The following is a 14,744-nucleotide window of genomic DNA, read 5'->3' as shown; positions in this document are numbered from 1 at the left end:
CCACTGTAGATAAGGAGCCGCATTGGCAGCAGATAACCGCGCCCCATCACATATGCGCACCGGACTTTTCTACGCGATCATTACCTACCTGATGTGGGGTATGCTGCCGCTGTATTTCAATCTCATGGCGGATGCCTCCCCCGTTGAAATTGTGGCCTCACGCGTGGTTTTCTCCCTGATTTTCTGCGCGGCACTGCTACCGATGCTGAAGCTGACCGGCGGGTTCGTTGAGGTGCTGAGGAATAGGCGGGCCACGCTCGTGCTGTTTGCAGCGTCCCTGCTGATTGGGGTGAACTGGTTTATTTACGTGCTTGCCACCACCACGGGGCGCACGATTGATGCCTCCCTGGGGTATTTCATTAACCCGCTGGTGTCGGTGAGTTTGGGCGTGATTTTCCTGAAGGAGCGGCTGCGGGTGGCGCAGTGGGTGGCTGTGGGACTCTCGGCGGTGGCCGTGCTGATCATGAGCGTCGTGTATGGGCAGGTGCCGTTCATCGGGTTGGGCCTGGCGTTTAGTTTCGGCATTTATGGGCTTCTTAAAAGCCGGGTCGGCGGCACGGTTGCACCGGTGGTCTCGTTGTCCCTGGAGACGCTGCTGCTCATTCCTGTTGCCCTGCTGGCGCTGGTGTGGGTGCAGGGTACGGGGCAGTCCACAATGTTCACCGCGCCGGGGCGGTTCTTGCTGTTGGCCTCCACGGGGGTGGTGACGGCGGTGCCGCTCATAGCGTTTGCGGCGGCGGCTAAACGCCTGCCGCTGACGGTGATCGGGATGGTGCAGTACGTGGGGCCGAGCATCCAGTTTTTCTTGGCGGTGTTCGTGCTGAAAGACCATATTGGCGCCGAGAAATGGCTGGGGCTGAGCATCATTTGGGTGGCGCTGGTGATTTTCACGGCCGATGCGGTGCGGGCTTCACGTACCTCGCGTCTTTCGCGCACGGCAGACCCCGAGACCGGTATGGTACCCATTGTGCAGCGCGGGGAATAAAAAATCACCTATTGCATCAATGCATAAATCCTGGGCACACCGAATATGGTGAAAAATTATTGGTAAATTTATTGATTAGCGTATAAATGACGACAGAAGATTATGGCCTGTGAATGTAGTTTATAACGCCCATTTTATGCGAAGCTTTCAATATTTTACGGACTATAAAATTATGCACGCCACCCATTGTTTTATGAGTGGCGTGCACAATTTATGTATTTATATTCTTTTAGTTTTACATCCTAGCAAGGTGCGGAGCACCCATTACGATGCGGCGGATGTTCCCTCGGTACCCGAACGTGCGGGGGCCTCATCAGAGTCGCCGGTATCGGTTTCGGGGTGCTTGTACAGGTTCAGCAGCGCAAACCCCAGACCGCCCCAGATAATGAGGATTGCCACGATCATCATAGCGATAGCTGCACCACTCATTATGCCTCCTCACCCTGTGCTTTTGCGTGTGCTTTCCGCGCGGCGTCGTCCACATGCGTGTGGGCGAGCTGACCGCCGATAACGGGCGGTGCCGGGGGTTCCTCGGCGGCGCGTGACTTATGCGACCACGGCAGGAATGAAATCACGATGGAGCCGATGATGAGGAATGCCACCATGCCCCAGCCGAAGATCAGAAGCAGCTCCGCCGGGTACCCCTCATAAGGTTTAAAAAGGGACGTGAAGAATGTGGATATTAGGCTGTACCCCAGGATCAGCGGGGTAACTACCGCCAGAAGAATCATCCAGAGCCACCCCACCTTGAAGGAGGAGACAGAGTTCAGGTGATCCCGCAAAGTCGGCAGGGCCCGCACACAGTAGACGACCACAACAATGGAGGTCAGACCGGCAGCGAGAATACCGAAGTTATTCACGAAGTTGTCGAGAATATCCAGCACGTACAGGCCGGATGAGGTGGGCATCAGCAGGGTCGAGATAATCGCCAGCGGAATAATCACGATCATGGTCGAGATCAGGCGTGACGTACCGGCTTTATCCTGCACGCCGGCGATAATGACCTCAAGAATCGAGATGAACGAGGTGAACCCGGCGAACAGCAGGGAGCCGAAGAACAGGAACCCGATGAGCGCCCCCGCCGGCGCCTGGGAAATAATGGTGGGGAAGGCGATGAAAGCCAAGCCGGTGCCTTCTTCGACAACTTTGCCTACGGCGACGCCCTGTGCCTGTGCCATAAAGCCCAGGGCAGCGAACACACCAATACCCGCCAGCAGCTCAAACCCGGAGTTGGCGAAGCCCACGACGGTGCCCGAACCGGTCAGGTCGGTCTTGGGCTTCAGGTAGGAGGCGTAGGTGACCATAATGCCGAAGCCGATGGAGAGCGAGAAGAAGATCTGCCCGTAGGCTGCAACCCAGACCTGGCCGTTAGCCAGCGCTCCCCAGTCGGGGCTGAACAGGGTGTTCAGACCGGTCATCGCCCCGGGCAGGGTGAGTGAGTACGCCACCAGCCCCACGAACATCAGGATCAGCAGGGGCATAAACACCACGTTGGCGGCGCCCACACCTTTTTGCACGCCCAGCGCCATAATGACGATCAGGGAAAGCCACACCAGCACCAGCGGAATGAGAATGCCGGGGTTAAAGTCGAGCGAAAGCTGCGGCTTCCCCGCTTTCAGGAAGTCCTTCATGAAGAAGGTTTTCGCGTCGTCGCCCCATTCTTGGTTGAACGAGAAAATCATGTACCGCACCGACCAGGCGATAATCGCGGCATAGTAGATGGCGATCACCGAGTTAATGCCCATATGCCACCAGCCGATGAACTCGGTTTTGCGGTTGAGACGGCGGAACGCCAGCGGGGACGATGCGCGCCCGCGGTGGCCGATTGCGTAGTCGAAGAAGAGGAAGGTGATCCCGGCCGTCAGCAACGCCACAATGTAGGGGATCATAAAGGCGCCGCCGCCGTTTTTATAGGCTGCAGCAGGGAAACGCCAGATATTGCCCAGCCCCACAGCTGAGCCGATGGCGGCGAACAGGAAGACTCTGCGGCTTGAGAATCCTTCACGTTTCGCCGGGGTTTTAGCAGGAGTTGCTCCCATGGTTTGGTATACCTCGGTCTAGATGTTCACGTGTGCACATTTGCACGGCAAAAGGTGCCCCTCGCGCCGGTAAGGTGCGGGGTGCGGTGCCGATATCGGGATGCACGCTGGTTGCGGCGTGTCTCCTTCGTCGATGCCGCCGGTACCGGGTATGACCGGGAGCATAACTCTAAAAGGTTTACAGTATTTAATGCATGCGGTCAATGTGCTTGGGCCTGCATGCCTCGCTTTAAGGTTGTGAGCTTAACCCTATAGTTACCCTTCACGGTGTACCACGGCGTGAGCGAATGAGGTGAGGGCAGCTTTCGCGGTGCTTTCAGGCAGAGGCGCGAGCGCCGCAATCGCACGGTCAGCCCATTCGTAGGCAATCCGCCATGCCTGCTCTGTGACCGGGTGCGCGGCGAGCGCGGACACGGCGGCCCCCAGTGCATCATCAGTACTGAGGTCGGTATCAATGAGGGCACGCACTTCACGGGCGGATTCATCCCCGGCTGCGGCGGCCCGGTCGAGCAGGATGGTGGGCAGGGTCGGCACGCCTTCGCGCAGGTCGGTGCCGCGTGTTTTGCCTGAGGAGGCGCCGTCGCTGACGATATCGATCACGTCATCGGCGAGCTGGAAGGCCACCCCCACGAGTTCACCGTAGCGAGCCATGATCTGCACGGTCTCTTCGCTTGCCCCCGACAGCAGGGAGCCGTACTCCCCCGCCGCGGCGATGAGCGAGCCTGTTTTGCCTTCAATAACGGCGATGTAGTGGTCAAGAATGTCTTGGTGTTCGCGTGGGCCGGTTGTTTCGTACAGCTGCCCCAGCACGAGGCGTTCGAAGGTTTGCGCCTGAATTTTCATGGGGCGGGTGCCCAGCTCTGAGACGAGCAGTGAGGCGCGGGAGAAGATAAGATCGCCGGTGAGGATGGCGACGGAGTTGCCCCAGATGGTTTGCGCGGTGTCTACTCCGCGGCGTTTGGGGGCTTCGTCCATCACGTCGTCATGGTAGAGGGTTGCCAGGTGGGTGAGTTCTACCACTACGGCCGCTTCGAGCACATCGTCGTTAATCTGTCCGTCCACGGCAGCAGCGAGCAGGGTCAGCAGCGGGCGTACTCGTTTACCTCCGGCGAGCAGCAGGTGGCGTGAGGCAACATCCGCAAGCTTATCGGTTTGGGTGATGGCTTCTCCCAGGCGCTCTTCGATACGCGCTAAGGAGGTGAGAATACGCGGCCCAAGCTCGGGGTCTGCCGCGATGAGTTCGAACCCTGCGGGCAGAGTAAAGTCATCTGCCGCCATGAATTCGGTTGCCGCGATGGGCTGTTCTGTGTTGCTTGCGCTCACTGTGCCTTCTCTTATTGATGCTGTGCGTTTGGTGCCGGGTGAGTGGGTGCGCCAAGGTGCAGTGGTCTGCTGACTTGGCCGTAGTATACATTTTGGACTATTTAGTTAGGCTCTGCGAGTTTGAAGCCGCGGTGAATGGCAACGATTCCGCCGGAGAGGTTGCGGTATTTGACGTCTCGCCAGCCTGCGCACGCGAATTCTTGGGCAAGGTCACGCTGGTTAGGCCAGGCAATAATCGACTCCGCAAGGTATTCGTAGGATTCGGGGTTTGAGGAGATAGCGCGCGCTACTGGCGGTATTGCCTGCATAATGTACTTTTTATATACCTTACCGAATGGGGCGAAGGTGGGGGTGGAAAATTCGAGGACGACGATGCGCCCGCCGGGTTTGGTGACTCGGTATAGTTCGCGCAGGGCCTTTGGGTAGTCAGCCACGTTGCGCAGCCCGTAGGACATGGTGACCGCGTCGAAGGTGCTGTCGCTAAAGGGGAGGTTGGTGACGTCGGCCTGCACGAAGGTCATATCGGGGCGGCGTTTGCGTCCGACCTCCAGCATCCCTTCGGAGAGGTCTGCGGCGATAACATCTACCCCGGCGTCGGCGAAAGGCTCGGAGGATGTGCCGGTTCCGGCGGCAACGTCGAGTATTTTCTGGCCGGGGTGCGCCTCGACGGCGGCGACGGTGTGTTTGCGCCAGCGCAGGTGCTGCCCCAGTGACAGGATGCCGTTCATGAGGTCGTAGCGGTGCGCGACGGTGTCGAACATGGCGGCGATGTCGCCGGTTTTTTTATCAAGGCTCGCGCGGCTTCTGGCGGAGTTGCGGGGCATGGGGTTCTTTTCTGTGGTGCTCACGCCTTCAATTGTGGCATGTTCTACCGCTGGTGGATAGTTGAACACTTTCTGCAAGGAGGCGGGGTGCGTGGGGGTGCGGGGTGTTTTCACCCTTTGACGGCGCGGAACTCATGAATATTCACTGTCTTCGGGGGGCACTTGTTTCCCGCCATTTCGGGCGAGTATGCGCATTCAGAATATTCATATCCTGTATTTTCAGTATTTTTATGAATATTTATTATATTACTTGCATTCTTTATCGTTTGGGTGCAGACTAGAGAAAGCCCGATAAACGTCATACACCTACGGAGAGACCATGACCACCGCTACCAAGAAAACCCTCGCGCTTTTCGCTCTCGCCCCCCTACTGTTGAGCGGATGCGTCTCAACCGAAAGCTCCGGCTCCGGCGGAGGCAGCGTTAACCTCATCAAATCCGACACCCTCAGTGTGTGCACCAACACCCCGTACAAGCCCTTCGAATACGAAGAAAACGGCAAAGTGATCGGGCTGGATGCAGACATTGCCGAAGCCATCGCCAAGGATCTTGGCGTCAAGGCGCAGCTGACCTCCATTAGTTTCGAGGGCCTTGACTCCGGTACCGGCCTCACCAGCGGCCAGTGCGATATTGCCCTAGCAGGTATTAGCGTCACCGACGCCCGGAAATCCAAGATGGCCTTCAGCAACGTCTACTTTGAAGACAAGCAGGCAATCCTGGTTCCCAAAGACTCAAAGATCAGCTCTGCCGCTGACCTCAAAGGCGCTAAAGTAGGGGCCCAACAGGCCACCAGCGGTGAGGAATACGCCAAGAACCAGGGTGCAGACGTCACCCAGTATGAGGACACCTCCCTCATGATCTCAGCCCTTGAGACCGGTAAGGTGCAGGCCGTATCGGCAAACCTCTCCGTTATCTCTGAGGCCCTCAAGGCCAACCCCTCACTGAAGATCGCCTACGAAACTTCCGAAGGGGCCGACGAAATCGCCGCAGCCGTATCCCCGAACAACACCGCACTGCTGGAGAAAGCCAACCAGAGCATCGACAAGCTCAAGAACAGCGGCGAACTCAATAAGCTCAAAGAAAAGTGGGTGGGGACTTCTTCCACCTCAAGCACCGCCGCCACGGCCCCCAAGAGCTAAAGCTCCCAGCACAAGCGTCACAACAACGCACAGCCCCACACGATACGAACAGATAGATGGCACAGACAAAGCTCTCACCCCGCAAAAAACAGGCGATATTCCGGTACACCCAGTACGCGCTGCTCGCAGTCATTGCGATTATTGCGCTCGCCATGGCCGACTGGAATACGCTCACCAAACAGGTTTTTAACCTTGATATTGCCGCCAAACAGTTCCCCGGCATCATTACCGTCGCGCTGAAAAATACGCTCATTTACACGGCGCTCGGCTTCGCTGTGGGCCTCTCAGGCGGGCTGCTGCTGGCGCTCATGCGTATCTCGTCCATCGCACCCTACCGGTGGCTCGCCACCCTGTACGTCGAGATCTTCCGGGGTATTCCCGCCCTGCTGGTCTTCTTCGCATTCGGTTACGGCATTCCCCTGGCGTTTAAAATCCGGTTTGTGGATAACCTCATCCCGGTTACGCTTTCTTTGGGCGTGGTCTCAGCCGCGTACATTAGCGAGGTGCTACGGGCCGGCCTGCAGGCCGTGCCGAAAGGCCAGTATGAGGCAGCCCGGTCCTTGGGAATGTCCCACACCCGGGCGATGGTCTCCATCACCGTGCCGCAGGCATTCCGCATTGTGCTGCCGCCGCTGACTAACGAAGTTATTCTGCTCACCAAGGATTCCTCACTCGTGTACCTGCTGGGCGTGACAGTGTCCCAGTACGAGCTGGCGAAATTCGGGCGTGAAGGCATCACCGCTGCGGGTGCCGGGCTCACTCCCCTAGTGGTCGCGGGCCTATGCTACCTGATTATTACCGTGCCGCTGGGGCAGCTATCCGCATATTTTGAGAAGCGCACGGGCGCATCACGCAAGTAACCGGTGAAGGAGAACATGACGATGACTGAGACAATGAAGCCGGCACCGGCATCCGTGAGCATTAAGGGCCTCAATAAGTCCTACGGCAAACTACAGGTGCTCAAGGGTATTGATATTGAGGTGGAACCGGGTGAGGTGGTGTGCCTGATCGGCCCTTCCGGTTCAGGCAAATCAACTCTGCTGCGGTGCGTGAACCTGCTTGAAGAGCCTCAGGGCGGAACCATCACCGTGGGCCACACCGAAGTCACCGACCCGGATGTGGATATTAACGCGGTGCGCACCCGCATGGGTATGGTGTTCCAGCAGTTCAACCTGTTCGGGCACCTGAGCGTACTCGATAACTGCACCATAGCGCAGGTGAAAGTGCTGGGGCGCAGCAAGGCAACCGCTGAGCAGGTGGCGCGCGAGCAGCTGGCGAAGGTGGGGCTTGCCGGTAAGGAAAACAGCCTGCCGAGCCAGCTCTCGGGCGGGCAGCAGCAGCGTGTGGCTATCGCACGGGCACTCTCCATGAACCCCGAGCTGATGCTGTTTGATGAGCCCACCAGTGCCCTCGACCCCGAAATGGTCGGCGATGTGCTCGGCATTATGCGTGAGCTGGCCGACGAGGGGATGACCATGCTCGTGGTCACCCACGAGATGGTGTTCGCCCGGGACGTGGCCGACCGCGTGGTCTTCATGGCTGACGGCGTGGTGGTAGAGGAAGGCCCCGCCGAGCAAGTGATTGGCAACCCGCAGCATGAGCGCACCAAGACTTTCTTAGCGCGTGTGCTGGACCCCACCCACGTTGCTCAAGCGCAGCAGGACGCAGCTGAGGGTGCATCCGCCAAAAGCTAAAGCGTAGCGCTCCCCCAGTGAGGCGGCCGGTGCACACCCGCCAAGTATGACGTTAAGGCGGGGCGGCAGAGAGATTCTACCTCTCTGCCGCCCCGCCTTTGGTCTACGAATCGTTCACTGTATCTGCCGTATTGTCGTGAGATGGTAGCTGGTTGCGGTACTGATCCGGGGTGAGACCCGTCCATTTTTTAAATGCCCTCGTGAACGAACTAACCTCCGTATATCCAGAGAGCAGTGCCACATCTTACAGGCTCGCCACCGGGTTTTTCAGATAGGAGCGCGCCAGTTCGCTTTGCGCCTGAGAGCATTCATGCTGGTAGCTGGTTCCGGCCTGTTGAAGCTCACGCTGTAAGGTTCGTCATCTTTAGCGGTGTTGTAGCCGATGCCTGAGCTTGCGCCGGTGAGCAGAATAACCTGGGACATTTTTCTCCTTGTATGGGTTGTCTTATGTGTTCTTGATCCGGTTGTATTACCAGCATAGAAAGAACATCATTAGCAATTCGCGCCATACGGTTAGCAGTTTACGCCAGATTATGCATCGCTCCCCTACACACCGCAGGTGGTCATACCCCCAGTTAAACAGTGGCGCCCCGGTTTCCAGCAACCGGGGCGCCTCCGCGCTTAAAGGAGTGAATCGAAGAGAGTGAATACTGTTGAGTGAAAGCCTGCGGGCGGGGTGGGTCCGCTAAATTTCATCGAATTCAACAGTGGGTTTCGCATCAGGATGCGACTCACCGGTGAGCATAGTAACCATGAGCGTGGAATCCTCCAGCGCCGTGAGCGAATGCAGCAGGTCCGCCGTCACGTGGATCGGCTTGCCAGGTACCAGAATCACGCTCTGGCCTTTCACCCGGAAATCAATCTTGCCTTTCAGGGCCTGCACAACCACCGGGTGCACACTGTGGTGCTCATGCCACGACTGCCCGGCGGCAAGCTCCATGAGGATAAGGTTCCCCCCATCAGCGTCAATAAGCTTCTTAGCCTGCGGCTTATCCTCAAAGGGGGTAAGCTGCTCGGTGAGCTGCGGGAATATGATGACGCGACCTTCGTGGGTGCCTGCCATGGGTTTACCTTTCGTCGTGTGCGACGGTATTTCTTACGGGGATAGGCTTTGAGCTCGCCCTCTAAAACACCAATATCGCATGTACAGTGCCAATATTACGCCTCGGTTTCCCACCCCGCAAAATGCTTTCCATCACAAGCATTGTGCCCTGTGGCGGCGTGAAAAACCGCAGAAAACTAGTACGACCACACCTTGGTGTACGCCGGACGCGGCCGGTTACGCGGGCGCAGCAGCCCAATCAGTGCGGCCGCGCACCCGGTGCCAACAGCCAACACCATACTGGTGGATGCCACAAACACCCCGCCCGGCAAAGACGACACCGAAACAATCAGGTACAGCACCACCGAGCAGAACCCCAGAAACAGGGTCGCAATCGTCAGAAGCGGCACAATCACCGAGCCAATCGTTCGTTTACCGCCCCTGAACTCTGAGCGGCGGAAATACCGCAGCACCATCAGCCCGATCACCGTCCAAAACGCGGTCACAAAGATAGCGCTCACCACATCCCCCGGGCGGTGCCAGTTATTAATCATGGTCGCCATACCCGTCAGGCAGGTCGCCAACGACCCCAACACCGCAACCGCCGGGCGGAGCGAACGCGGGGCCGCCAAGAAAATAGCCGCACCTGCGGCCGCCGCCAAAGTGGTATGTCCGCTAGGGGCCGAGTTCAGCACCGCCTCCTGAACACCGTAGTTGGGTTTCACCAAAGTATTCTTCAGCAACTGCGTACTCACAGTTGCCGCAGCAGCAGTGAACACGCCCACCACCGCCGACACGAAATGATGCTTCCATATCAGCACCAGCACCAGCCCCACCACGGCCAACGCCACCACCACATACGGCAGGTTATCGAGAGCCTTTAAGGTGGGGCCCTCAAAACCGCTGAACTGCTTACCGTATTCGTTCAGGGCATCCTCATCAAGCTGCTGCCCACGGTAGGTGCCCACAAAAAAATAAAGGCTGGCAACAGCACCCACCGCAAACACAAACAGTGCAAAAAGATGCTGCAGAATAATGCGTGTACCAGGCCGCCCGGTATCGGCGTACCCCTCAGGGGCGGCACCGGGCGCCTGCGGCGGAACCCCATAAGCCACATACCCAGCCGGGCCACCGTACTGCGCATTCGGAGGGTACTGCTGGGGGGCCTGAGCATACTGAGGACTTGAAGAAAACTGAGGATCCGCACTATAGGGAAGATGCTCCGTAGGGTCAGCATCATAAGCGCCAACCGAATGAGGTGCCGCAGGGTACCCCTGAGCGGGTGTAGGCGGCGAGTGTGGATCAGGCACATGCGGCATCTGCGCCGTACCGGAGGCGCTGCTACGCCGCTGGTACGGGTTACGGGTTGCGCCTATTGTCTCTTCTTCAGCACCTAAAACTTCGGTAGCCTCGGGCACCTCGCCCAAGGGAATCGTTGAATCATCAGGCGCGGTGGAGTCATGAGCCGAGGCGGTATGTGCCGTACTGCGTTTTGCCATGGTGTCCTCCCGGATCAATCGTCAGTACCGCCGCATCTGGGCATTATCAGTCCTAACTATCTCAGGTTAAGCTATGAAAAAGAATAAAATTCTCAACCCAAAGCTGGGAGTTTGCAGGGAATACCCACCCGTGTTAAAGGAGGTCACTGTGCCGTTTTCCCGCGCCATATCAACGCACCACGGCGATTCCAACAGCCCCGGTATCACCCCTTACGGGTTCGTCTCTGAGGGAACACCGCTGCCCCCACTCGAAAAAATCCTTAACACCGCACACGTTATAAGCGTGGGGATGCGCGTCACATTCCGAGGGGTCACCACCCGGCACAGCGCCCTCATCCGCGGCCCCTACGGCTGGGGCGAATTCGCGCCCTTCCCAGAATACGACGACGCCGAAGCCGCGCACTGGTTATCCAGTGCCCTAGAGGCAACCTACCTGCCGCCCACCGTAACAGTACGCGAGCAGGTGCCGGTCAACGCCACCCTTCCCGCCGTGCCCGCCCACCGCGTGCCCGACGTCCTTAATAACTACAACGGCGACATACAGGAACTAAAAATTAAAGTCGCCGAACGCGGACAGACTCTTGACGACGACATCGCCAGGGTCGCCGCCGCCCGCACCGCCCTGCCCAGCGCCCGCCTCAAAATAGACGCAAACGCCGGGTGGACACTGCCGCAGGCCTTCACCGCACTCACAGCCCTGAGCGACTACAACCTGCTGTACGCCGAACAGCCTGTAGGGAGCATTAGCGACATGAAACAGCTACGCACCCAACTCGACAATGCGCAGGTTCCGGTTCTCATCGCCGCAGACGAACTCGTACGCAAAGCTGATGACCCGCTCACCGTGGCGCGGGCGCATGCCGCCGACCTGATCGTCGTCAAAGCGGCACCGTTGGGCGGGGTGCGGCGTGCATCTGCTGTCATCGCGCAGTCCGGGCTGCCAGCCGTCATCTCCTCCGCGCTCGAAACCTCGGTGGGTATCGCAACGGGTGTGCACCTGGCCGCATCCCTGCCCGAACTGCCCTACGGGTGCGGGCTGGGAACAGTCTCACTCCTGGACACCGATGTGAGCAGTACCCCCCTTGTGGCCGAAAACGGCCGCATACCGGTGCGGCCCGTAGCCCCCGAAGAGGCGCGACTGAAGGCGCTCGCCGCAGACCACGCCACACGCGCATGGTGGCTAGAACGCATCGAACGGTGCTGGCGGCTGCTGCACCGCGGATATGCCACAGCCGATGCCTGACACGGCCAAGAGAATATGGGCGACTAAGGGCACACACAGTCCCACCGTCGACGAGGCAGCATTAGAATAGTCAGGTGACTGAAAACCGCACACCACTCTCTATGCTCAGCGCCATCTCTGTACTTGATTCGCTCATCCGCGCCGGGATGCGCCACATCGTTCTCTCCCCCGGTTCACGCAGCGCACCGCTGGCGTATGCGGTGGCTGCCGCCGAAACCGCGGGCGCAATCGTGGCGCACGTGCGGGTTGACGAACGCACCGCAGGGTTCACCGCACTTGGCATTGCGAAAGCATCCGGGCGGCCGGTGGGGCTGGTATGCACCTCGGGCACGGCACTGGGGGAGTATGTTCCGGCGGTCATGGAGGCGTACCATACGGGGGTTCCGTTGGCCGTTATCAGCGCCGACAGGCCCGAAAAGCTGCGGGGTACAGGGGTCAATCAGACCACTTTTCAGCACAACTTGTATGGGCGTTTTGTGCGCGCATCCGCAGATCTGACCCGCTACCCCGAACAGTCCGAAGGGGAACAAACTCAGGCGTTTAAACGGTGCCTGGCGGCTCTGGCCGGCAGGGATGCGCACAACTGGTCACGGGCCAGCGACGAGCCGCTGGGGCCCGCCCATATTAACCTGTGCCTCGACTCGCCGCTGGTGCCGGACGAACAGACCGCGCGCATCCTGCCGCAGTGGGCGGCTTCACTGACCGAACACACCGACTACGCCGCCGAGGCTCGGCAGCTGGCGGAGCACTTAGGGACAGCCCCCCATGAGGGCCCTGGCACTCTCACAGCGCTGAGCCCCATTGAAGCCGGGTGGCTGGTACAACACAAAACAGCCCAAGCTGAGGCCGCCTGCGGCACCCCGCTGCCTGATACCCCGCAAACCCCCAAAACGGTGGTGGTCGCAGGGGACGGGGCCGGGCCGTTCGCCGCAGAGTTCGCCTCCGCTTTGAACCTGCCGCTTTTTGCGGAGCCCTCTTCCGGTGCGCGCGGCGGGCGCACCTCCATCCCCCACTATGTTGAGCTACTCGGCACGGACGCGCGCAGCGAGTTGGGGACGCAGATTGAACGGGTGGTACTGTTTGGGCACCCCACACTTTCACGGCCAATCAGTGCCCTGCTGGGTCGGGAAAGCATCCCGCAGGCATACTACGCGCCGCGTAAAGCCAGCTGGTATGAGCCAGGCGCACGCGCCGCACAAGAAATAGATTTTCCCGTCGATGCAGCTATTTTTGCGCTTAAAGGTGCCGCCGCCGGCAGCACCGAATGGCTAGAGCAGTGGACCGACGCAGGCACCGCGCAATATGCCGAAAACCAGCGCAGAATAGCACAGTACCGTTCACAGAGCGCACCCCACCAGGCAGAACATACCGACCCTGCGGATCGTACCGCCGGGCAGGCCCTAGCGCACCGCCTCTGGGTACAATGCGCCGCCGATCATCACGCTCTCGTTGTGGGGTCGTCGAATCTGGTGCGGGACCTTGATAGGGCCGCGCCAGCACTGGGTGAGGCGGGCCCTGCACGCGTGTATGCAAACCGTGGGCTGGCCGGTATTGACGGTACGGTTGCCACCGCTATCGGCATTTCCCTAGCCGGCTACTACCCCACCGGCACCGGCACGGTGGGGGGTGCCGCATCACCGGTACGGTTATTGTGCGGCGACCTGACCTTCCAGCACGACGTGGCGGCGCTTAACCTGCCCGTCACAGAGCTGCTGCCGAACCTTGAGGTGCATGTTTTTGATGATTCGGGCGGCAGTATCTTCAATACTCTAGAACACGGCGAACTCGCCCGGCAGGAGCAATTTGCCCGCACAGTAGACCGGTTCTTTACGGTGCGCGCCACCGAGAACACCGATTTAGAGGCCATGGCCGCCGGGTTCGGCACCGCCTCCGGGGTGCGCGTGAGCATTCACCGCCCCTAACCGGCCCACCCGCTGCGGCCCACCCTGGGGCGGGCCGCAGCGGGTGGGCTGCCAGAGTAAACTACCTCTGCCCCGAATGCGCCTTACCGATCGTAATCGGCCCGGTAAAGCCGCTCACATCCGGCTGGGCGGCGGCATCGCTACCGCCGTCAAGGAACGCCAGCCGGTCCAGCAGAATGCGGGTGGTACCCGGCGAGTAGGGCAGCTGGAACATTGAGGCCGTGGTGGAGGGGTTATTCTGGTCAATCGCGGAGGTGCGGATCGCCTTAATAGCGGCCTCCATAGTGTCACGGGCACGCACCACAAAATCCCGATCAACCGGCTCGCCGCGGCCGGGAACGTAGATGCTGTACCTGTCAAGCTCAGTCAGCGCCCCGATAGTCTCTACCCAGCGGTCGGGGTATGAATCGTCAAAGGAGGGGTCGGTGCCCTGCTCCAGCAGGCCGCCCGCAAATAACACATCTTCAACCCCCACCAGCAGGTCGCCTTTAGTGTGCCCCTGCCCCAGGTAGATGAGGGTTGCAGAGCGCTCCCCCAACTCAACGGGGGTGAAAGTAATACCTTCACCGTTATGGGCGGTGAGTTTATTCGGCACGATAATATCGGTAGCCGGGCCTTGGTGGTGCGCCATTTCAGGTTCTAAGGTCTCAACATAGGGCCGCTGCGATTCACCGTATTTTTCGATAGCTCGCACGGTGCGCGGGTGCGCCCAGAAATCCTCCACACCCATGGCCACGAAAACATCGTTGCCGAAGAAACGCTCGTAGTGGGCGTGAGTGTTAACCACGGTAATAGGCAGTCGGGTTAGGCGGCGCACTTCATCATATATTTCGGTGCCTTGACGGGGGCCAGCGCCGGTATCGATCACCAGGGCGGCCTCAAGGCCGAGGATAAGTCCTGTATTTAGACGATAGTTATCCGTTGCAATACGGTACACGCCGTCAGCTAGTTCGATAGTTTGTGCCATAGTTAAACGGTACTTGACCGGGCTAGTTTTTGCGCGAATATGCTGTATTAAGGTTTCGTAACATTTTC

The 14,744-nt window shown here is 59.3% G+C and carries 15 protein-coding genes; 6 read left to right on the top strand and 9 right to left on the bottom strand.

Features of this window, described 5'->3' with window-relative positions:
- Positions 1–22 precede the first annotated feature (22 nt).
- On the top strand, positions 23–985 hold the full coding sequence (rarD, locus tag D8M41_RS00440) for an EamA family transporter RarD (protein WP_238693446.1): 963 nt from the start codon (positions 23–25) through the stop codon (positions 983–985).
- 264 nt (positions 986–1,249) lie between these two features.
- On the opposite strand, the gene D8M41_RS00435 is transcribed toward rarD, so the two are convergent.
- The 4 genes from D8M41_RS00435 to D8M41_RS00420 form a co-directional block, all read right to left on the bottom strand.
- Positions 1,250–1,414, bottom strand: a complete 165-nt coding sequence (locus D8M41_RS00435; RefSeq protein WP_126500458.1) for a methionine/alanine import family NSS transporter small subunit — start codon at positions 1,412–1,414, stop codon at positions 1,250–1,252.
- On the bottom strand, positions 1,414–3,024 hold the full coding sequence (locus tag D8M41_RS00430; RefSeq protein WP_126926217.1) for a sodium-dependent transporter: 1,611 nt from the start codon (positions 3,022–3,024) through the stop codon (positions 1,414–1,416). Before D8M41_RS00430 ends, D8M41_RS00435 begins: the two co-directional genes overlap by 1 nt.
- Positions 3,025–3,279: 255 nt before the next feature.
- A complete protein-coding gene (locus D8M41_RS00425) occupies positions 3,280–4,302 on the bottom strand; it encodes a polyprenyl synthetase family protein (protein ID WP_126926552.1) in 1,023 nt (340 codons plus the stop codon).
- Between the two features lie 146 nt (positions 4,303–4,448).
- Positions 4,449–5,171 (bottom strand): demethylmenaquinone methyltransferase, encoded by a 723-nt coding sequence (locus D8M41_RS00420; RefSeq protein WP_126854822.1) that lies wholly within the window; start codon positions 5,169–5,171, stop codon positions 4,449–4,451.
- A gap of 319 nt (positions 5,172–5,490) precedes the next feature.
- Between D8M41_RS00420 and D8M41_RS00415 the strand changes: the two genes are divergently transcribed.
- The 3 genes from D8M41_RS00415 to D8M41_RS00405 are packed head-to-tail and all read left to right on the top strand — an operon-like array spanning position 5,491 to position 8,003.
- On the top strand, positions 5,491–6,309 hold the full coding sequence (locus D8M41_RS00415) for an ABC transporter substrate-binding protein (protein ID WP_126926216.1): 819 nt from the start codon (positions 5,491–5,493) through the stop codon (positions 6,307–6,309).
- A gap of 56 nt (positions 6,310–6,365) precedes the next feature.
- Positions 6,366–7,169, top strand: a complete 804-nt coding sequence (locus tag D8M41_RS00410; RefSeq protein WP_126926215.1) for an amino acid ABC transporter permease — start codon at positions 6,366–6,368, stop codon at positions 7,167–7,169.
- A 21-nt stretch (positions 7,170–7,190) separates the two neighbouring features.
- The gene (locus D8M41_RS00405; RefSeq protein WP_126926214.1) at positions 7,191–8,003 is read left to right on the top strand and encodes an amino acid ABC transporter ATP-binding protein; all 813 of its coding nucleotides are present in this window, start codon (positions 7,191–7,193) and stop codon (positions 8,001–8,003) included.
- Positions 8,004–8,106: 103 nt separating this feature from the next.
- Here the strand turns inward: D8M41_RS00405 and D8M41_RS12115 are convergent, their stop codons facing one another.
- From D8M41_RS12115 to D8M41_RS00390, 4 genes are all read right to left on the bottom strand, one after another.
- On the bottom strand, positions 8,107–8,244 hold the full coding sequence (locus D8M41_RS12115; protein ID WP_023133268.1) for a helix-turn-helix domain-containing protein: 138 nt from the start codon (positions 8,242–8,244) through the stop codon (positions 8,107–8,109).
- A gap of 26 nt (positions 8,245–8,270) precedes the next feature.
- Positions 8,271–8,426 carry a hypothetical protein gene (locus tag D8M41_RS11545; RefSeq protein WP_006887697.1) on the bottom strand — a complete coding sequence of 52 codons (156 nt, stop codon included), beginning with the start codon at positions 8,424–8,426 and terminating at the stop codon, positions 8,271–8,273.
- Positions 8,427–8,688: 262 nt separating this feature from the next.
- Complete coding sequence (locus D8M41_RS00395) at positions 8,689–9,066, bottom strand: cupin domain-containing protein (protein WP_006887793.1); 378 nt, start codon at positions 9,064–9,066, stop codon at positions 8,689–8,691.
- Between the two features lie 176 nt (positions 9,067–9,242).
- Complete coding sequence (locus D8M41_RS00390) at positions 9,243–10,544, bottom strand: phosphatase PAP2 family protein (RefSeq protein WP_006887784.1); 1,302 nt, start codon at positions 10,542–10,544, stop codon at positions 9,243–9,245.
- A 148-nt stretch (positions 10,545–10,692) separates the two neighbouring features.
- Between D8M41_RS00390 and D8M41_RS00385 the strand changes: the two genes are divergently transcribed.
- Entirely contained in the window at positions 10,693–11,787 is a 1,095-nt protein-coding gene (locus D8M41_RS00385) for an o-succinylbenzoate synthase (protein WP_006887728.1), read from the top strand.
- Between the two features lie 74 nt (positions 11,788–11,861).
- On the top strand, positions 11,862–13,709 hold the full coding sequence (gene menD / locus D8M41_RS00380) for a 2-succinyl-5-enolpyruvyl-6-hydroxy-3-cyclohexene-1-carboxylic-acid synthase (RefSeq protein ID WP_006887730.1): 1,848 nt from the start codon (positions 11,862–11,864) through the stop codon (positions 13,707–13,709).
- 61 nt (positions 13,710–13,770) lie between these two features.
- Here menD and D8M41_RS00375 read toward each other — a convergent pair whose 3' ends face one another.
- Positions 13,771–14,676: an MBL fold metallo-hydrolase gene (locus D8M41_RS00375; protein ID WP_006887955.1), complete on the bottom strand. Its 906-nt coding sequence runs from the start codon at positions 14,674–14,676 to the stop codon at positions 13,771–13,773.
- Positions 14,677–14,744: the final 68 nt, after the last annotated feature.

It is taken from the genome of Rothia sp. HSID18069 (assembly GCF_003989155.1).
Taxonomy (GTDB): Bacteria; Actinomycetota; Actinomycetes; order Actinomycetales; family Micrococcaceae; genus Rothia; species Rothia aeria.
Note: the sequence above shows the minus strand (reverse complement) of the source record. Positions and strands in the feature narration are given on the sequence as shown.